At 46.5% G+C, this 19,230-nt stretch carries 16 protein-coding genes and 5 pseudogenes; 14 read left to right on the top strand and 7 right to left on the bottom strand.

Features of this window, described 5'->3' with window-relative positions; all coding sequences use genetic code 11:
* Positions 1–85: DUF2057 family protein (locus tag TZ48_RS20355; RefSeq protein ID WP_162674681.1), on the top strand; the 85-nt coding region annotated here is incomplete at its 5' end.
* Between the two features lie 61 nt (positions 86–146).
* Positions 147–755: a GDSL-type esterase/lipase family protein gene (locus TZ48_RS20350; RefSeq protein WP_112480458.1), complete on the top strand. Its 609-nt coding sequence runs from the start codon at positions 147–149 to the stop codon at positions 753–755.
* 93 nt (positions 756–848) lie between these two features.
* Here the strand turns inward: TZ48_RS20350 and TZ48_RS20345 are convergent.
* The 3 genes and pseudogenes from TZ48_RS20345 to TZ48_RS20335 all read right to left on the bottom strand — a co-directional run bounded on the left by TZ48_RS20345 (position 849) and on the right by TZ48_RS20335 (position 4,116).
* Positions 849–2,236, bottom strand: a pseudogene (locus TZ48_RS20345) (SLC13 family permease).
* 292 nt (positions 2,237–2,528) lie between these two features.
* Positions 2,529–3,392, bottom strand: coding sequence for an alpha/beta fold hydrolase (locus TZ48_RS20340; protein WP_112480457.1), 864 nt, complete (start codon positions 3,390–3,392; stop codon positions 2,529–2,531).
* Positions 3,393–3,525: 133 nt separating this feature from the next.
* Positions 3,526–4,116 (bottom strand): TetR/AcrR family transcriptional regulator, encoded by a 591-nt coding sequence (locus TZ48_RS20335; protein WP_239671011.1) that lies wholly within the window; start codon positions 4,114–4,116, stop codon positions 3,526–3,528.
* 133 nt (positions 4,117–4,249) lie between these two features.
* Here TZ48_RS20335 and TZ48_RS20330 point away from each other — a divergent pair, with 133 nt between their 5' ends.
* From TZ48_RS20330 to TZ48_RS20315, 4 genes and pseudogenes are all read left to right on the top strand, one after another.
* Positions 4,250–5,206, top strand: coding sequence for an AEC family transporter (locus TZ48_RS20330; RefSeq protein ID WP_112480456.1), 957 nt, complete (start codon positions 4,250–4,252; stop codon positions 5,204–5,206).
* 188 nt (positions 5,207–5,394) lie between these two features.
* A pseudogene (thiM, locus tag TZ48_RS20325) lies at positions 5,395–6,185 on the top strand (hydroxyethylthiazole kinase).
* 7 nt (positions 6,186–6,192) lie between these two features.
* A complete protein-coding gene (thiE, locus tag TZ48_RS20320; RefSeq protein WP_112480455.1) occupies positions 6,193–6,816 on the top strand; it encodes a thiamine phosphate synthase in 624 nt (207 codons plus the stop codon).
* Between the two features lie 39 nt (positions 6,817–6,855).
* Positions 6,856–7,727 (top strand): annotated as a pseudogene (locus tag TZ48_RS20315) (glycerol kinase).
* 14 nt (positions 7,728–7,741) lie between these two features.
* Here TZ48_RS20315 and TZ48_RS20310 read toward each other — a convergent pair.
* Positions 7,742–8,320 carry an SPOR domain-containing protein gene (locus TZ48_RS20310; protein ID WP_112480454.1) on the bottom strand — a complete coding sequence of 193 codons (579 nt, stop codon included), beginning with the start codon at positions 8,318–8,320 and terminating at the stop codon, positions 7,742–7,744.
* A gap of 245 nt (positions 8,321–8,565) precedes the next feature.
* Between TZ48_RS20310 and nhaD the strand changes: the two are divergent.
* Positions 8,566–10,007: pseudogene (nhaD, locus tag TZ48_RS20305) on the top strand (sodium:proton antiporter NhaD).
* 56 nt (positions 10,008–10,063) lie between these two features.
* Here nhaD and TZ48_RS20300 read toward each other — a convergent pair.
* Positions 10,064–10,498 carry an Mpo1 family 2-hydroxy fatty acid dioxygenase gene (locus tag TZ48_RS20300; protein WP_112480453.1) on the bottom strand — a complete coding sequence of 145 codons (435 nt, stop codon included), beginning with the start codon at positions 10,496–10,498 and terminating at the stop codon, positions 10,064–10,066.
* A gap of 189 nt (positions 10,499–10,687) precedes the next feature.
* Between TZ48_RS20300 and TZ48_RS20295 the strand changes: the two genes are divergently transcribed.
* The 7 genes and pseudogenes from TZ48_RS20295 (at position 10,688) to TZ48_RS20265 (ending at position 16,281) form a co-directional block, all read left to right on the top strand.
* Positions 10,688–11,692, top strand: a complete 1,005-nt coding sequence (locus TZ48_RS20295; RefSeq protein WP_112480459.1) for a linear amide C-N hydrolase — start codon at positions 10,688–10,690, stop codon at positions 11,690–11,692.
* Positions 11,693–11,890: 198 nt separating this feature from the next.
* On the top strand, positions 11,891–12,778 hold the full coding sequence (locus TZ48_RS20290; RefSeq protein WP_112480452.1) for a LysR family transcriptional regulator: 888 nt from the start codon (positions 11,891–11,893) through the stop codon (positions 12,776–12,778).
* The gene (locus TZ48_RS20285; RefSeq protein ID WP_112480451.1) at positions 12,779–13,318 is read left to right on the top strand and encodes a hydrolase; all 540 of its coding nucleotides are present in this window, start codon (positions 12,779–12,781) and stop codon (positions 13,316–13,318) included. It begins immediately after the preceding gene.
* A 47-nt stretch (positions 13,319–13,365) separates the two neighbouring features.
* Positions 13,366–13,524, top strand: a pseudogene (locus tag TZ48_RS20280) (pyridoxamine 5'-phosphate oxidase family protein); the annotation flags it as partial.
* A 240-nt stretch (positions 13,525–13,764) separates the two neighbouring features.
* Positions 13,765–14,844 (top strand): acyltransferase, encoded by a 1,080-nt coding sequence (locus TZ48_RS20275; RefSeq protein WP_112480450.1) that lies wholly within the window; start codon positions 13,765–13,767, stop codon positions 14,842–14,844.
* A 53-nt stretch (positions 14,845–14,897) separates the two neighbouring features.
* Entirely contained in the window at positions 14,898–15,623 is a 726-nt protein-coding gene (locus TZ48_RS20270; RefSeq protein WP_112480449.1) for a nitroreductase family protein, read from the top strand.
* A gap of 184 nt (positions 15,624–15,807) precedes the next feature.
* Positions 15,808–16,281: a Dps family protein gene (locus TZ48_RS20265; RefSeq protein ID WP_112480448.1), complete on the top strand. Its 474-nt coding sequence runs from the start codon at positions 15,808–15,810 to the stop codon at positions 16,279–16,281.
* A 78-nt stretch (positions 16,282–16,359) separates the two neighbouring features.
* On the opposite strand, the gene TZ48_RS20260 is transcribed toward TZ48_RS20265, so the two are convergent.
* A complete protein-coding gene (locus TZ48_RS20260; protein ID WP_112480447.1) occupies positions 16,360–18,096 on the bottom strand; it encodes an Ig-like domain-containing protein in 1,737 nt (578 codons plus the stop codon).
* A partial coding sequence (locus TZ48_RS20255; protein WP_239671009.1) for an Ig-like domain-containing protein occupies positions 18,021–19,230 on the bottom strand: 1,210 nt, incomplete at its 5' end. The genes TZ48_RS20260 and TZ48_RS20255, both read right to left, overlap by 76 nt.

The following is a 19,230-nucleotide window of genomic DNA, read 5'->3' as shown; positions in this document are numbered from 1 at the left end:
CGCAGAAGAAATGCTGATGTTCTGGTACAACAAAGCGGACGCAGAAACCAAAGCACGCTTTAAAGAATACGTAAACAAGAACTGATCCCTCAACCGTTACCAAGCCGCTCCCATAGAGCGGCTTTTTCGATCTTAAGAGAACAACTATGAAGAACATCGTATTGCTCGGTGATAGCCTAACGGCTGGCTGGGGTCTTGCCAAAGGTGAAAACTGGTCATGTCAATTAACGAAAGAGTACCCGAACCTTTCATTCACCAACTGTGGTGTACCCGGTGACACGACAACGGGAATGCTGTCTCGATTCGAATCACAAGTATTGGAGGCAAAACCTGACATTGTTGTGTTATTTGGCGGATTGAATGATCTCAACTGGGGCATCGACATTAGCGTTGTGGCCAGTAACCTCAATAGCATGATTGCTCAGGCTCAGCACCATGGTATTAAGCCTATCCTTGTTGTAACCAGTGCCATAGACCCTGTCGGCGCACTTCCGATGTTTGGCAACCAGCCGAGCAACGTCGAACGTTTAAGACAGTCTGTTGAGACATTGAGTCACGTGCACAGCAAAAAACTTAAAATGATGTACGGTCATGGAAAGACGGGCATTGACATCGTCGATGCTTACCAAGCGTTTGAAACCTACGCCCAGCATAATGGGTACAGCGACTTATATCAAAACGACGGGATCCACCTCTCCAAATTAGGCGCAAAGATCATCTTTGATGAGCTCAATGGCCTAGTTGCAAGAGTTTAGTGACTCAAACTCACAACAACGCCCCTACCCCATCGGGATAGGGGCGTTTTCATTGTAGGTGTTCAACCAAGGCTAACACTCATCTGAGACTGGCTAAGCCCAGAATGTCACCGCAATTAGCGTCAAGGCACCAATACAGGCAATGTTGAGCAAAATACCAATTCGCATCATCTCTTGCTGCTTAATATGACCTGAAGCGAACACAATGGCGTTAGGTGGTGTCGCTACTGGCAACATGAACGCACATGACGCGGCGACCGCGATAAGCACAGACAAGATCACCGGCGACATACCAAAGGCTTCGGCAACACTGGCAAAGACAGGAATAAGCAGCGCAGCACTGGCCGTATTACTGGCAAACTCTGTTAAGAAGACAACGAAAGCAGCAATCACCAAGATAATGAACAGCATACTAAACTGAGAAATCAGTTCGCTGAGCTCATTCGCCAAAAACACGCTAGTCCCTGTCGCTTTCAACACATTGCTTAAACAGATACCGCCCCCAAATAACAGTAATACGCCCCAGTCCGCGGTTTTCTCAATGTCCTTCCAATGAACCACGCGGGCAAAGTTAACGGCGACAATCGCACCCAATGCCACAATAGTATCGAACTTCGCATACCCACCTAACATGGCGTTGATGGGCTTACTAAAGATCCAGAAGAACACGGTCAAAGCGAAAATCAGTAAAGTCACGATTTTACCTTTGTCCCAATTTACAGGCTCATGGCTGATTTCAAACTCACCATCGAGTTTTGGCTTAAGCACAAAAACAGCACAGCCAACGCAATCGGTAACAGGATAAACGCAGTCGGCAAACCAAATGCCATCCAATCCGTGAATGTCATACCAATCTCGGCCGCAGCAATCGCATTTGGAGGACTACCGACCATCGTCGCGATGCCTCCAATACTGGCGCTATAAGCAATACCAAGCAATACAAACACATAAGTGTTATGACCACTTTCTTCATTCACTTTACTCAGTACACCAAGCACAAGAGGTAACATCATAGCTGCGGTTGCGGTATTACTGATCCACATCGACAGCAATGCAGTCACGCCAAAGAGCATAAACACGGCGACACTCATACGCCCTTTTGCCAAGACCAGCACTTTATCGGCGACCACTTTGTCTAACCCTTGTCGATGCATAGCGGCAGCTAAAGCAAATCCACCAAGGAATAAGAAAATTATCGAGTTAGCAAAGTTATTCAGAGCCGTCTGAGTATCAAAAACATTGAACAATACCGCGATGACCGGAACAAGGACGGCAGTCACTGTCACGTGTAATGCCTCTGTGAGCCAAAGCACGGCGATAAACGCGAGTACGCTGATGCCAAGTACCACGTTTGGATCGAAAGGCAGGGTCGTGTAGAGCACGTAAAACAGAACAATATCGGCAAGAATGATTAAGCTATTGCGGTTAAAAAACCATTCTCGGGTATTGGAGGGTAAGGGGACACTATCGTTTCTATTCATTATTATGGCTTCCTTTAATCAATGGGCGGCTGCTCCCTTGAGGGGCTAGCTCAAGAAGAGCGCCCTAGAAACCACAAACATCACTAAGCTCTTGATGCTAAGCTACTGAAAGTAGGTAAACTACCGTGGTTTTAACTCGATATAGTCATTGTGTTTAGAGATGAAAACCCAACACTCAGCAAGGATGTAAGTGGAACCAAGCTATGATCCCACATACCAAACCATTTACATAATACAACGCTATCAATTCGTTAACCACATCAACATTATGGATACATAAACATAACTTTGATCAAATCGTTGAAGATGATGACGTTAACTTGTCAAACGCGGCTTTCGCCTCATCACTGTGCATAACTCGACCATGCCCCTGCCCTTGCGTCGTGATCAGCGTGACCAGCGGCATTTCCTGTGCGGCTTTTTGAGATACCGAGTATTTGGTAAATCGATCTTTTTCATCATGGACAATAATTGTTGGTGCGCTGCGGCGACCTAGCTTGTTGTATGGGTCAATCGAGGTGATTGGATAGTGATATTGAGATTGAATATCATCAACGACCGCCTCAAACAGTCGCATCGAATATCCTGAGCGCGCAACACTACCAAACAGGTTATCGAGATAATCAAGCACCGGAGCAATAAGCAAAAGTGGCTTGTCTTGAAGTTTGGCATGCTTACATTCAATCGCAGCCGCCGTCCCCATGCTATGCCCAACCAGACCCGCTACTTCCTCTTCACTATCGAGGAGTCCTTCTAAGCCACCAACGAAGGCAGGGATGTGCCCGTATGCACCTTCACTTTGTCCGTGAGCAGGGTGGTCATACGCCAAAGCGGTATACCCCTTACTCGCAATATGCTCCATAAGTGGAAAAAATTGGCTCGCGGTACCAGACCAGCCATGGGTTAGCAGCCAAACCGGTCCAGTGCCCAAACGATACGTCTTCAAAACACCCTCAGAAGTTGCCACTTCCGAAATGCTTAAGCCTTCCGGCTGAGCATTCTTTGGCGTTGAACGCACTGGAGTCAGAAGCAATTTCTTAGCGGTACGTTTCGCATGACTCGGCGCGAGTTTATGGTGGGCTCGAGTGGTCAGATTCACCATTTTCTTTTTGAAGCTGAATTTTTTTGATGTATTGAAGTAGATTTTATCACTCATGACTGACTGTCCTGTTTATCGTCGTTATCCTCGGATAGCTTTATTGTTGAGCATATATTTAGAACGACCGTGCTTTTTCAAGTTGGCGTTGTGCACTACCGCTCCATTTAAATGGTTGTTCAGACGTAAATCGTTATTCAGAAATCGACCAAGATTTCATAGAGGTGTCAACACTGTTCCAAAATCGCTGACTGCTCTCCTGCTCACCCACCAGCGAATAGAAAACATGTGCGCTTAGGTAGTGCCCATAGAGCTCAAACGCAGCTTGTTGTGGATCGAGCGTTGACCTGAACTCACCGCTGTCGATCCCCTTTTGTATTTGTATCGTCAAATAGTGGATCCAGCGATGGATAGCTTTTCTGAGCGCTTGCTGCAATTCGTCCTGCTGACTGTCTCGCCACGCATCAATGAACATGCAGCTGCCTTGAAATGAATGATTCCAGCTCATCCAGTTGTCGATAAGATGTTTTAGCTTTTTCGTTGCCATCTCATGCTCGTGTTCACGAGCAGGAGAAATGACTCTAGTTTGAAACGTAACATCCGCATGTTGAACTACGGCAACTTGCAGGTTGACCTTAGAGTTAAAGTGAGCAAACAGACCACTCTTCGACATGTTGCATTGCTTGGCCAGCTCACCGATCGTTAGGCTTTCTAATCCATCTCTGCTCGCTATCTCAAATGCCTTCATCAAAATATGATCTTTTGTTAGCCGACCTTTACCCATAATCACCATCATCAACTCTGCTGTATAGCTTCAATTTAGCACGGTCGTACTATTTTTCAATCTACATTTATTTGTATGACAAGCTATGAAATAATCACTTGGACATTATCCCTTAACAATATGGAAGTAAATCATGGATCTATTGGTAGAACAGTTGCTGTTTTCGATTTCAATCACCGGTCCTATTTGCTTACTCATTATTCTTGGTGTTGTCTTCAAACGCATCGGACTAATCAACGATAACTTCATAGAGGTTGCTTCTAAACTCGTCTTTAAAGTTACGCTACCAACTATGCTGTTTCTTAGCATAGTAACGTCAGAACACGACTTCTCCTCCGCCAAACAGTTTCTCACGTTTGGTGTTATCGCTAGCGTAACGTTCTTCCTATTTAGTTACTTATCAGTGGGCACTTTGTTCAAGAAATCGGCTGATAGAGGTGTGATCATACAGGGCGCGTTCAGATCCAATACTGGCATCATTGGTATCGCCTATGTCGCCAATGCTTACGGTGAACGAGGAATTGCTTTAGCGGCACTGTACGTAGCAATTACGACCTTTATCTATAATGTTCAGGCGGTGATTTGCTTAACTCCGAAAGGGGCTGACTCTGGGACGTCTGCAAGCAAAATCATGCTCACCACTCTCACCAAAAACCCACTCATTATGGCCATCTTGCTGGGCTTACTGGTATATCTGCTATCAATTCCAGTCCCGACTATCGTTGTGGACGCAGGAAATTACTTTGCCACCATGACATTACCACTCGCGTTACTATGTACAGGCGGCTCACTTGATCTTAGCTCGATGAAGAAAGAGCAAGCCCCTACTTGGATCGCCAGTGGCTACAAATTGGTATTGGCGCCCCTTGCTATTACGCTGGCGGCCTATTTTGCGGGATTTCGTAGTCTCGAGTTGGGGATTCTGTTCTTTATGAATGCATCGCCTGTTGCTGCAGCTAGCTATGTTATGGCGCGTTCAATGGGTGGCAATTCGATACTTGCAGCCAACATCATCGCACTAACTACCGTACTTTCCACCATAACTTGCACGCTAGGTATTCTGATCCTTTCTTTGTATGGACTGATCTAGTTTCTGTTCAGACTCTTATATAAAACCATCACAGACCAGTGCTAGCCTAACCACGGCTAGCACTATTTTTATATCCCAGTACAATGAATATACCCAAGTGACCTCAGGATAACGCTCCCTTCGGGCGTGTTATCTTGAGGTTACTTGGGTATATATGAAAAAGCTCGAATGAGCCTTTGGAGAATAGAATGAACAAACAACAAATCGTCAGCGCCCTAAACAAAGTCCGCGAACAAAAACCCTTAGTAGTGAATATCACAAACTTCGTGGTCATGAACAACACAGCTAACGCATTGTTAGCCGTTGGCGCCTCCCCAATCATGTCTCACTCAAAACAAGAAATGGCTGAGATGATGTCCTTCGCTGGAGCGTTAGTCATTAACATTGGTACGCTGGACAGCGTGTGGCGCCAGGTATGTTCTTCGCTGTTGAGAAGGCCAATGAAAACAACAAACCTGTGATTCTTGATCCAGTAGGCTGCGGCGCAACGAAACTGCGCACCTCTACAGCTCGTCAATTGGCAGAACTTGCGGATAACTTGATCATTCGTGGCAACGCTTCAGAAATCATCGCAATGGCGGGAGAGAAGTCGCAAAATAAAGGCGTAGATGCCCTCGATGCCAGTGAAGCCGCTCTTTCTGCTGCTCGTTCATTGGTAGAAAACTACGCATGCAGCGTGGTTGTGTCTGGAGAAACGGACTACATCGTGACCAAAGAGCGCACCCTTGCACTCAGCAATGGTCATGAAATGATGCCATATGTCACTGGCATGGGTTGCTCACTGTCCGCCGTCACTGGCGCGTTTGCTGCCATCGGTGAAACCAGTGGTGTCGCTGCCGCAGCGATCTTCGCAATAGCCGGTGAAATGGCTGCTGAGCAATCTCAAGGCCCAGGCTCATTGCAAGTCAATCTACTCGATAGCTTATACCAACTGACTCCGGATGACATCGAGTCTCGCCTACAACTTCGTAAGTGCTAGGAAATCCATGACAAACAATCCGTACCGCTTATATCTCGTCACCGACGAAAATCAAGACTTGCCCACGTTAATGAACGTTGTCCGCGAGTCCGTCGCCGGCGGTGTCACCATGGTTCAGCTTCGCGAAAAACATCACGATGTGCGTGCTTTCATTGAGAAGGCGCGAGCCGTAAAAGAAGTGCTCGAAGGAACAGGCGTCCCTCTTATCATCAACGACCGAGTGGATGTTGCTCTTGCGGTTGATGCCGATGGTGTGCACCTTGGACAATCGGATATGCCAGCACAAATTGCGCGAAAACTGATTGGTTCACAACGTATTTTAGGCTTGTCGATAGAAAGTGAAGCGCAACTAGCAGAGGCTCAATCACTTCCTATTGACTATATTGGCCTGAGCGCGATTTTCGCCACCCCAACCAAAACAAACACCAAGACCCACTGGGGCTTGGAAGGGCTACGCAACACGCTAAGCAAAACGACACTTCCTGTCGTCGCGATTGGGGGCATCAACGACACCAACCTCAAAGACGTTGCAGCGACTGGTACACACGGTGTTGCGTTGGTTTCGGCCATTTGTCATGCAGAAAGCCCCAAGCAAGCAGCCACTAACCTGCTTGCCATTATAGATAGTTAATCGGATGGATGGCTCATCAAATTAAGGGAGACAGATATAGTGACTAACCACAACAAGCTTTCAACATCGGCGCTGGCGAAACAGCGTCAAATCGAGCCAAAATCCCTGTTTAACGAGTTAAAGCAACTTGGCTACATTACCTGGCACGACGAGCAGTGGCTGCTTACCGATGTCGGCGCTCGATTTGGTGGTGATTATGTTGAGAGTGAAAAGTATGGTCGCTTTATTGTCTGGCCAACAACTTGGTATTGGATGACACACTCCGCAGTGACAAGTACCTAACCGCAACACAGCTTGGTGAGCCTCTAGGTCTAGCGGCTAAGAAGATCAATCTACTCCTCAGTGAACTTGGCTGGTTGCAACGTCAAGACAGTGATTGGATAGCTACTCTACAAGGCGTACGTGCTGGGGCCCAGCCACGCAGCGATAAAAGCAACCATCATAAGTTTGTAGTCTGGCACCCAAGTGTGCTTCGAAACCACAGACTCAAACAGAGTGTTTTGGAGTTTAAAGGTGCGGACGCGGAAACGCATTCAACTGAAAAATCTTTCTCAAGTTTCCGCCAAAAGTTTGCCGCAAAGCATCGCACACTCGACGGTCATTATGTCCAATCGAAAGGCGAGTTACTGATCGATAACTGGTTGTATATGGCAGGTGTTGTGCACGCTTACCAGAGGCAATTGCCTATCGAACAAGACGTAGTCAGCGACTTCTACCTGCCTTCAGGTAAAGTGTATCTTCAATATTGGGGGTCAGATTCAGGACCAATTGAAAACAAAACGGTCGAAACAACTCGCGAATTATATCAGCAGCATGATTTACCATTGATAGAAGTCTTTCCAGAAGAGATTGAGCAGTTGGACAGCATTTTGCCGAAAAAGCTCAAACCCTTTGGAATCAAAGCCTATTAACTGTCGCTCCACTATCAAAAAAGGCACAAACAATCTTGGTGCCCATGCTTACCAGCAATCATATATGGCGTGATAGCCACAGCGGCGACTTCGCTCATAGATTGCTGTTGCGATTGTAAGCTGTTGCTTTTAGGGGATTGTTTTTTCGCTACCATTTGTGGCGCTGTCGTGGTCAATTTTTGCGTGGTCGAGCGAATAAACGCATCGCGGTAGCTAGGTAGTGAACGCAGCGCAAGAAGATCTTGTTTGGCATTTTCAAATGACTGATACGGCCCGACCAGACAGCGATCACCACTCACATCAGGTTTTAGCCAAATAGGCTGATTCACGGTATCTTGCAATTGACTAGGAGCCGAACGTAAGCTGCCAGGTTTAACAAAGCCACACTGGATCCAAAATGACTGCTCATCAAGAGATGGTACTTTTTGCCCCCAGACACCTTTACCAATTGGGCACTCACTCTCCAAAATAGGTAGCGTTGATTCCGAGCGACTGCCACTGTCACACACCATTGCCGCGTGAGCGGGCAAAGACGCCAACGTGTATAAAGCCGATACCAACATTGTGACTACCGTTGCGAACCCTGTTTTCATGCTCCCTCCTGACACCCCAATCAATCACTCAAGCTTGATCATTGCTCATTATTTAGCCTAGCTGCTATTTAACTTTAGTCAAAGCTCGGAGTTATAAGGAAAATCCAGCGAAGCGTCGCACAAAAAAGACGGCATCAGTTGAGCAGATCTGCGTCAGCTCACAACGTAATTGTTGAAAAACCATTAAAATACCGTATCGCATTTGTTAGCGCCTGATTTCATCTAAGCTTTTGAAGGATCAAAACATGAAGAAAATAAGTCGGTGGCCAACCTTTTTACTCCCCCTTTTATTTGCCACCTCTAGTTTCGCTTCTCCCAGTGCATCGTCTGATGCGTTTAATTTCACTCAATCTACCGTCGGTTATGCCTCATTATTGATTTTCGGCATCGCCTACACCTTAGTCATGATGGAGGAATACCTAAAACTGAGGAAATCCAAACCCGTTCTGCTCGCCGCAGGTTTGATTTGGATACTCATTGGCTTCGTCTACAAGGACATTGGCCAACTCGAAATCGCTAAATCCGCTTTGGAGCACAACCTGCTCGAATACGCTGAGTTACTACTGTTCCTCCTCGTCGCTATGACCTATATATCGGCGATGGAGGAGCGGCGTCTGTTCGATGCATTACAATCTTGGATGGTGGGCAAAGGGTTTGATTTTCGAACGCTATTTTGGCTAACCGGTATTCTGTCTTTCTTCATTTCACCGATAGCGACAACCTCACGACCGCGCTATTGATGTGCGCCGTGGTACTTAAAGTGGGTGGCAGCAACCTTAAATTTGTCAACATAGCGTGTATTAACATTGTTGTGGCGGCGAATGCGGGCGGTGCGTTTAGCCCGTTTGGTGATATCACCACCTTAATGGTCTGGCAAGCGGGTCATGTGTCATTTTCTGAGTTCATGCCACTCTTTGTGCCCTCTGTGGTGAACTACATTGTACCTGCACTGATCATGTCGCTGTTTGTTCCAAAAACCCAACCGGATGCCGTACATGCACACGTTGAACTAAAGCGCGGCGCATTTCGGATTGTTGGCTTGTTTATCCTGACCATTGCAACCGCTGTGGCATTCCATGCCGTATTCCACTTCCCACCAGTTATGGGGATGATGATGGGATTGGCGTATTTGCAGTTCTTTGGTTTTTTCCTTCGCAAAACCCTTCCTCGTTCCATCGCGAAGAAAAAAGCCATGGCTATTGCGAATAACGATGAAGCGGCACTTAAACGTCTCGGTTCCATCGTGCCATTCGACGTATTTCGACGAGTATCCCACGCAGAATGGGATACTTTGCTGTTCTTCTACGGGGTGGTAATGTGTGTTGGCGGCCTAAGCCTGCTTGGATATTTGAGCGTCGTGTCGGAGATCATGTACACCCAATGGGATCCTATTTGGGCTAACGTCATGGTCGGCATATTATCCGCTATCGTCGACAACATTCCGGTCATGTTTGCCGTACTGACTATGAATCCAGAGCTCTCTATGGGTAACTGGTTATTGGTCACGCTTACTGCAGGTGTTGGAGGCAGCTTGCTGTCCGTCGGTTCGGCTGCTGGTGTTGCACTAATGGGCGCCGCACATGGTAAATACACTTTCTTTGGTCATTTGAAGTGGATGCCAGTGATCGCCGTTGGCTATGCCGCGAGTATTTTTGTCCACCTTTCAATGAATGGCAGCTTATTCTAACCGCCATTCACTACAGAGTTAACTCCTAGAAGCACTTAAGCCCCTAATTAAAGGGCTTATTTGTGCCTGAAGACCCAAATAGGGCCAATGAGAAGAAATTGGATATCATCGAAAAAAGACGGCTTTTTGCCTTCAATTTTGTGACCCACGAACTGCATGATCCATAGCGCCACAAATAAGCCTATCGAGAAGTTGAGAATCGACACACCAAACATATCGGCAAAAGTAATGACCGCTAAGCAAGCTAGGGTAAACAACAGCATTTGAATAAATACCGAGCGCGATAACCTAAAGTAGAAAAACATAACCGGAAGCATCACGAGCCAAACCCAGTTAATGGCAATCCCACCTAGGGATAAATGAGGAATGCACCATATGAGTCCCACGATCGATAAATAGATACCGGGTACGGCAACTTTATGTATTTTTCTGTTGGTACTGTTCTGATGGCTTTCTCCGTATGCATCTAACCATTGCTGTAACGACTTCATTTTACTTCCTTGTTGTGTATGACTGATGATTTCGATTGGTGTTAAAACTCTAGACTATAATCTGTGACTCTTCCTCCTCAACCTCAACCCAACCTATTAGTCATACTTAAAGGTGCTCATTTAACCTAATCATCACTTCCCCTTACTATGACCGCAACGAAACACATTACTCCACCAAGTGAGGTCATTATGAACAAATCAGTCCTTAGCCTAGCTCTCGTTGCAACCCTATCCGCCGGTTATGCTGCCGATACAATCGCATGTACGTCAGCCATCTACAACAACGGAGAGGCAAGCCTAACCGTAAGAACCATGGACTGGTTCGGTCACGATGACGCCACCGTTGTCGGTGCTGGTAAAGGTATAACTAACCAGTATGGCGATACTAAGGAAGCCATCAAAACAGAGAGCAAATATGCGTCGCTAAAGGTTAAGTCTTTCGCTCCTCAACTGGTTGCTGAGGCGATGAATGAAAATGGTTTGGTTGCTCGTATCCTGTACCTTGGAAACGACTACACTGAAATGGCACCTGACCGTGCGGGTGTGCCAGATGTCGCAGCCTCTCAGTTCCCAAGTTACGCTGTCGATAACTTTGCATCTGTTGCCGATGTCGTTAGCAACCTAGATTACATCGACGTTATCCAAGACAAGGTCTGTGACCTACCAGGGCACGAGAATGAGTGTATTGCAGCCCCTGTACACTACCACCTTACGGATGCCAGCGGCGACAGCGCAGTCATCGAGTTTGTAAAGGGTGAGGTTAAGATTTACCGCGGTGACGTGACAGAAGCCCCAAGCGTGCAATACCTATCGAACGACCCAGAGTTTGGTTTCCATATGAATCTGGATAAAGAGCAAACGGAGTCCGGCTCAACAATTCGTGCTTACGACCGTCGCCTACGCGCCAAAGAAGTCATTGAAGATATGTATGCACGCAATGTTACTGACAATACTTCTGCGCTAAACAGCTTGAAAGCTGCCGGGGCATCAGTATTCGCAGGCTACGACCAGCTAGACCCATACGCAAATGACGTATTCCCTACACTTTGGACTATCTACACAGACCAGAACGCAAAGGAAATCTACCTAGACCGTTATGACACATGGCAAGTGGAGCACTATGACTTCACCATGTTTAACAATAATGAAGCCAAAGAAGTGGTACTTGGTGCACATCCAAGCGTCAATAATTAATGACAATTGCACCCAACAGAGACGCTCAATATCTATTGAGCGTCTAAAATTTACAATGTAAATACTAGAACCAGTATAGCCAGAAAAATTCAACTCATTTACATCATTTAGCCTATCATTCAATAAACTATGTTTGGTGGTTTACCTAATCACCTCTTTCTTGCAAAGTAGAAGTCATCTTAGTTACTGGTGAAAAGCATGTTACTGAATACCGAACGTCTTTTATATCTTGTCTCTATTGCTGAAACAGGCTCATTCTCTGCGGCGGCTCGCAAGCTGGGCGTGAGCCCATCAGCAGTCAACCAAGCCGTTCAAGCCATGGAGATTGATTTAGGGATCAGCGTGTTCGAACGTGTCGCTGGTAAAGCCCCCACTTTAACGTCCGAAGGTAAAGTACTCTACTTTCAAGCACTGGAGATAGTACCAAGGCTCAAAGCGATTGACCGCAAAGTGCAATCCTTACAACGCGGCGAAGAGCCCACGATCACCATTGCTACTCATAGCATGACCCTCTATCCAAGATTTGTAGAGGTATTTGCCGAGCTGACTCGTCACTTTCCTGAAGTCGACTTAGTATTGGTCGATGCTGAAACGCACTCGCTAGCTGTTGAAAATGACACCCAAGGCGCTGACATCATGATCGCACCTGGCGGGCTAAGCCCCACCCGCGGCACCAATGTTCAGACAGTCGATACCATAGAGTGGTGTTTTTTGGCCTCGCCACACCATCCACTGTCCAAACTTCGTGGTGAGATCACCACCGAAGATCTAGAACAGTATCCGCAGATTTTGTCCCTAGAGGGAAAGGTTGCGACCAGTGAGCTCATTGAATCACTGCGCTATAGCCCTAAGCTCATCCGCTACGAAAATCATTACCAACTGCAAGACCTGCTGCTGCAAGGCATTGGTTATGTAGCCTACCCAACGAAACTCGCACAACCTTTTATCGACCATGGTCTAGTTACTAAGCTAAATGTAGGTCGCTATGATGGTTCTTTAGTATGGCCTGTCGATTTGTCTTGGCGCAGTGGTCTTGGTACCGCTGGCACTTGGTTTATCGAACAAATATTAGATCAGGAGGACTAAATGCTAGACCAGAATAAGACCCAGCTAATGATCATCGACGTGCAAGGCAAACTGGCTCAGTTAATGCACGACAAAGAGACGCTGTTTAGTAACCTCAACACACTAACCAAGGCAGCGAAGCTCATGGAGCTGCCAATCGTGTGGGTTGAACAAATTCCGGATAAACTCGGAGCAACGATTGACGAAATCAGCCAAGAACTCCCCCACCAGCGCCCAATCGCAAAAAATGTGTTCAGTGCTTGGGGCGAAGAGGCCGTGCGCACTGCAATCGAGAGCCACAACCGAAAGCAGGTATTATTGGTGGGTATTGAAGCTCATATTTGCGTGCACCAAACCGCTTGTGAGCTGATAAACGCAGGTTATGAAGTACATCTTGTCACCGATGCGGTTTCCTCAAGAACTCAGAAGAACAAGGAGCTTGCGCTCAAGCGCTTAGCTCAAGAAGGTGCCATTCTCACCTCGACGGAGATGGCACTGTTTGAACTACAAAGAATCGCGCAGGGTGAACAGTTTAAAGCCCTTCTTAAACTCATTAAGTAATCAAGGGCTCATACAGCGCCCATTAAAATAGCAACAGAGCGATTACTCGACCAAGGAATAAAGTTTATGTTCATGGTGCGAAAAACAGTCGACTTATTCGTACCCTGAAATCTGGTCAGAAAACATGTCTAACCTTTACAAAATTTGACGGTTGGGTCTTGGCAAGATCGGCGTTCCACCATAGCACCCATTATCGAACAGTCGTCGGCCCGCTTGAACCACGCGATGAGCTCAATCATAGAGGTGGTATCCGGTGGCTGTAAGAAAACGCCAAACAGCATAAAATGGAGCAAAAGCATAACGGCGTAAAAATTACGATCAACCACAAATTGTTGCAAAATACTTGCACTTGTACAGCAATTAATTGATGCCAAACACGTCATCTAAACCAATAAATGCTAGTGTGAAGGGGTTTCGTTTCTAGTGAGAAAACATCTCTTCATACTATGCAGCAAGTTACTAATAAATCAGAAAAAATCACCAGCTTTGAGTTCGCTAGGGTCATCGCACTACTCGCCGTTATTTCCATTCATGGTCAATTATTTATGGACTATGGCTATATCGGTGAAGAGCCTTGGCTTAACTTCATTACCAACCAGGCCGCTCGATTTGCCGTACCATTGTTTTTTGTTATCGCCGGCTATCTTATCTACCCCAAACTCAACGCAAACCCCTATACCACCGCGAAAAACTACAGCGCACCCTTGATGATCATTTGGTTTATATGGAGCCTCATCTGTCTTGCGCTACCTTTTAACTTAGGGGTTGTAGCGGAGCACGGTTACTTAGCAGAGCGCACCGGCTACTGGGGTTACCTAATGCAAGCACCACTTAACTCTCTGTTTGAAGGTGGCTTAGTACACTTATGGTTTATCCCATCACTGGTCATCGCGGTCTTCATGATTGCGTGGTTTGTTGACAACAAGTGCCGTTCGTTAATGATTCCCTTCGCAGTCATTTTCTATATCTACGGCCTAGCGGCAGGCAGTTATAATGTCATCACCGAGGTTGAAACACCGATTTTTACTCGCAATGGCCCTTTCTTCAGTTTCCTTATGGTTGCTATTGGTTTTGAAGCTCGCCGCCATCAATGGACAATGAGCGTCGGCAAAGCTCTGCTTCTGGCTGCGGTAGGAATGGCTCTCCATTTTGCAGAGGCGTACTATCTACATGGACATGGCCAAGTATTCCATCTCAATGATTTCTTGCTCGGTACTTCAATCTGGGGAGCGGGGCTGCTGTTTTTCTTACTCGCTAAACCGAACTTAGGAAAACACCCTATTTGGCTGTCTCTTGGTAAGTGGGTGCTGCCGATTTACGTGATGCACCTATTGGTCACTATCTACATGAACAACATCGTCGCTATTCTGGGCGTAAACACAGTTGCCGCAGACGCCATCGTATTCTTTGGCACCATTATTGGCTCTGTTATTTTGATGTTTATCATTGAGAAAACACCGCTATCGTTTGCCAATCTGCGTCGCATTAAGTTCAGTAAAAACAAAGCCGCTTGTCGTGAGGCGTAATACCTGTTAGAAAGGTGCCGATTACAGGCACCTCAAATGTACCAGGTATTACCATGAAACACGTCTCCGAACTGGAACAACTTCTTCATTCACGCCGCTCAGTGCGCAAATATGACGCTGAAGCGGCGTTTGACCATAACGCGGTTCAGCGCGCCTTAGAACACGCGACTCTCAGTCCAAATAGCAGCAACATGCAAATGTGGGCATTCCACAGAGTCATCAGCGATGAAAAACGCCAACAACTTGCAGAGATCTGCATGGGGCAAAATGCGGCTAAAACGGCCAATGAACTGGTTGTTGTCACGGTTACACCTGACAAATGGAAACAACGCGCAGCAATGAACGCAGATATCGTGCGTGCAAATTTTGCGGGCCGCGAAGACGAGACCTCAAAGCGCGCATTTAAATACTACGACAAGCTCATTCCTATGGTGTACAACAATGATGCTTTGGGTCTGCGTGGGTTAATGCGTAAGATCTACAGCTTCTGGCTGGGGCGTAATAAGCCGATGGTAAGAGAAGTCAGCAAACAAGATATCCGTGTGTGCCTTCACAAAAGTGCCTCCCTCGCTTCAATGACGTTCATGCTGTCGATGCGCGAGCAAGGCTATGATACTTGCCCAATGGAAGGCTTTGATTCTGTGCGTGCTAAAGCATTGTTGGGTCTGGCTGATGACGACGAAATCACGATGATCATCAGCTGTGGCGTTCGTACTGAAGAAGGTATCTACGGTGAACGTCATCGCGTACCCAATGAAGAAGTGATTATCTCTCACTAAGCGAGCAGTAAGCATCGAAAAAACGCCATTCCCACTATAGCTGGAATGGCGAACTTTTAAGACACAGCACAGCAATAGCAAACACCTATCAATACTATCACTACAATCGATTATTCCTTTTTAACGCCCCGCCATATACTGACTTCAACAAAACAAGATTCCACTCTTCCCAGAGGACAGTATTATGAAAACCACTAACCTTATCGGTCTAGACAAAGACGCATCACAAGCAGTTGCAACTGAACTTAACCAATTGCTCGCTAACTACCAAGTGTTGTACATGAACACCCGTGGTTACCACTGGAACATCAAAGGTGAGCAATTTTTTGAACTTCACGTCAAGTTTGAGGAAATCTACACCGATCTACAGACCAAAATCGATGAATTGGCAGAGCGAATTCTAACCATTGGTCATACGCCAGATCACTCGTTCAGTCGCTACCTTGAACAGAGTCAGATCGAAGAACATCAAAACGCTTATCGTGGCAAAGACTGTGTTACTGGTCTTGTAAAAGGCTTCTCGGTTTTGATTCATCGTCAACGCCAGATCTTAGAACAAGCATCACAAACCAATGATGAGGGTACTGCTGCATTAATGGGTGATTACATTCGAGAGCAAGAGAAGTTGCTTTGGATGTTAAATGCCTATTTAAACTAAAAGAATAAAAGCCATAGGGCGCTAACGCACTCTATGGCTTTTGACAGACAATTTTATCGGTGAGACCAGCTCGTCTCTCTATTGTTCATTAAATTGGTATTCGACAACCGCACTGTAGCTTGTCACATCATTAAGGCGAATAAAGTAACGAGAGACTTTTGCACCGATGAAAATGTTCGAAGATAGCTTCCCCTTAAGAGCAAAAGCGACGTAAGGATCGATACCATCTTCCGTAGATTCAATTTTTTGCCCTTGATATTCGCTCTCAAATTCCGTTCGCCAAGCTAGTGCTCCACCGATACCATTGAGCGACACCTTGTCGTTTTCCCACAAGGTATAATCAACATCCAGACCAATACCATGACCAAGTGCTGGCGTCACTTTGGCAACTGTGCGGTGATAATCCTCTGGAGATTGACCAACGTCAGTTGCTAATTCGGCACTCCCTTTGCCGAGATTGATATAGTTAACAGATACCGCCCAATCTTGGTTATATCGATACCCTACCCCAAGTAACCAAGCCGTATCTCGGTCTTCAACGCTCAACACCTGTGTATTGTTGTCATAGTTTCTATCATCCGCTCTCGCTTGACCGATGTCCGCCTTGAGAAACCAATTAGCATTGACGTTAAATGCCGTTAGCAATATTAACAAACCAGTACTTACACGTACTTGTCCAGATCGAATTGCACCGAATACTGCCAATATCATCACAAGCCACCCTCCTAGTGAACCGCCGCTAGAGCTGTTTCTCACCACATCGTTGCCAGCAAGATTCACATTCACCGAGACATTTGAGAATGCGGTTCCACCATTGCCATCGGAAATGCCATAGCTCAGCGTATCGACACCAAAGAAGTCTGCAGGCGCTTGATAGACTAGCTGGTTATTCTCAATCGATACACTACCAAGTTGGCTGCTGGCACTCGTAACCTGTAGCGTATCGCCATCACCATCACTGTCGTTCGCCAGTACGTTGATCGTCACTGTGCCGCCTTTAACTACATTTACTTCATCCGCCTCTGCTTGCGGAAGCGTGTTCGATGAGGTCGTCGCAACGCCACCTGGGTCTACGATTCTGCCGTTTTCTTCGCCATCGTCATCATAAATACCACCATCTTTAATGGTTAATTGCACACACCAATGGCCTTCAATCAGTTGACCTTTCAGCCATGAGTCATCACCAGGAGGTGGACAATAACCTTCAAATCCAGGTGCTGATGAGACGTAGTTATCCGGGTCAGTCCCATCGTTTGCTAACGTTATCCATCCGTTGGTCTCACTGTATTTACGATAGACTGCATTGCGAGGAATCGGTCTACTTTGAGGCAGCACCAAAGAGTAGCTTTGCCCAGGAATAGGAAGTCCAATCGCGACATAGTCAAAAAGACCACCAACATTTGTTGCATCATCATCTAGAGGTAACTCCTGCTCGAGCAGCAGTGCTCCTCCAGTCACTCCATTGGCAACCGTCACCCCCTTACGCAAACAGACACCAGGTTCACCTTCTACTAAATAGCTGCTCGACTCCGACGCATAAGACTGAATGACGTTACATTCGGCTATCGCATCTTGGAAATCTGGAATGCCATCGCCATCACTGTCACTGTACCCCTCTTGGTTATCTGGAATGAGATCGCCATCGGTATCCTGTTCCCCGAGAGTAGCAAGTTCAGTCACAACTTCTAAGAACACGCTGGTGTTCACCGTTTCATTGCCTGAATCGGTCACTTCAATAACTAGCTCATAGACGCCATCAACCAGAGCCGCTGGATCAAACTCAAATACTGACGCTGTTTGGCTGATGTTTGCCAATGCTGAATTGTCATTGATCCAACGGTATTGGTGCTATCGCCGGGATTGACGTCATTAACGACGGCAGTCACGATTACTGTGCCTTGTTGCGGAGAAATAACCGTTCTAGGTTCATTATTTTGAACGACTTGCAACGTGACATCAGGTGCCACATTCACCTCATAAACGGTGAGTACATATTGGGATTTGCTACCAAGATTGAGAGCATCAGATAAGGTGATAACTAAGGTCTCTTCGCTATCGACAACATCGTCATTGAAGATCTCAAAATCAATCACACCTTCAAGCCCTGAAGAGATGACAACTTCTCCAGAAACAAGGTCGTGATCTAGAGCATCCATCGTGCCGCTTACCGTGTATGGGATAACCACCGGGTAACTGCTAGGCTCACCATTGAGATAGACCAAAACTTGGTGCTCAGTTCCTTCAACGGTCTTACCATCTTTCTCAACTGAGATTAATGGGTTAACCGTAATCGTCTGCAGTGATTTACCAGTATTGCCACTTTGATCTGTTGCAGCCCAGGATACTTTGTGAACACCGGGTTTGAAGAAGCCGTCGCTGTTTTCAATGACCACAGGGAGTGGCTGCCCTGAACTATCAAGCGCTGTTGCTACCCCAATGTCGACTTTAGTAAATAGCGCCGTTGCATTAATCTCAACATCATCAGGCGGTGTGACGATTGGACCTTCATTCGCGACAATTTCTAGTACGGCCTCACCGATAACTTCAGCACCGTTACTGTCTGCAACAGCGTACTTTATAGTGACAATCCCAACATCCGTAGTTTGAAGTTCAATACTGTCACCATTAACGGTTAATGTTCCCGAGTCTGCTCTGGCCCAAGCGATCGTTAATGTGTCCTCATCAGGATCCACATCGTTGGCCAGCGGAGCAAAGTTATAAGTACCTTGCGGTGTCGCAGAGAATGTTAGAGTCTCTCCAGACACAACAGGGGCATCATTCACACTAATGACCTGAACATTAATGGTTCTATCTACCGAATAACCGCTGTCATCGGTCAAAGTGATCGTAAAGCTGTCACTGCCGTTGTAATTGGCCGTTGGCGTGTAGATGATGTCCGTGCCATTGATGACTATCTGACCATGACTTGGTGCGGATTTCTCCGTTGCC

It is taken from the genome of Vibrio variabilis, assembly GCF_003263785.1.
Classification (GTDB): domain Bacteria; phylum Pseudomonadota; class Gammaproteobacteria; order Enterobacterales; family Vibrionaceae; genus Vibrio; species Vibrio variabilis.
The sequence above is the reverse complement of the archived record's forward strand: the minus strand, read 5'-3'. Positions and strand labels throughout refer to the sequence as shown.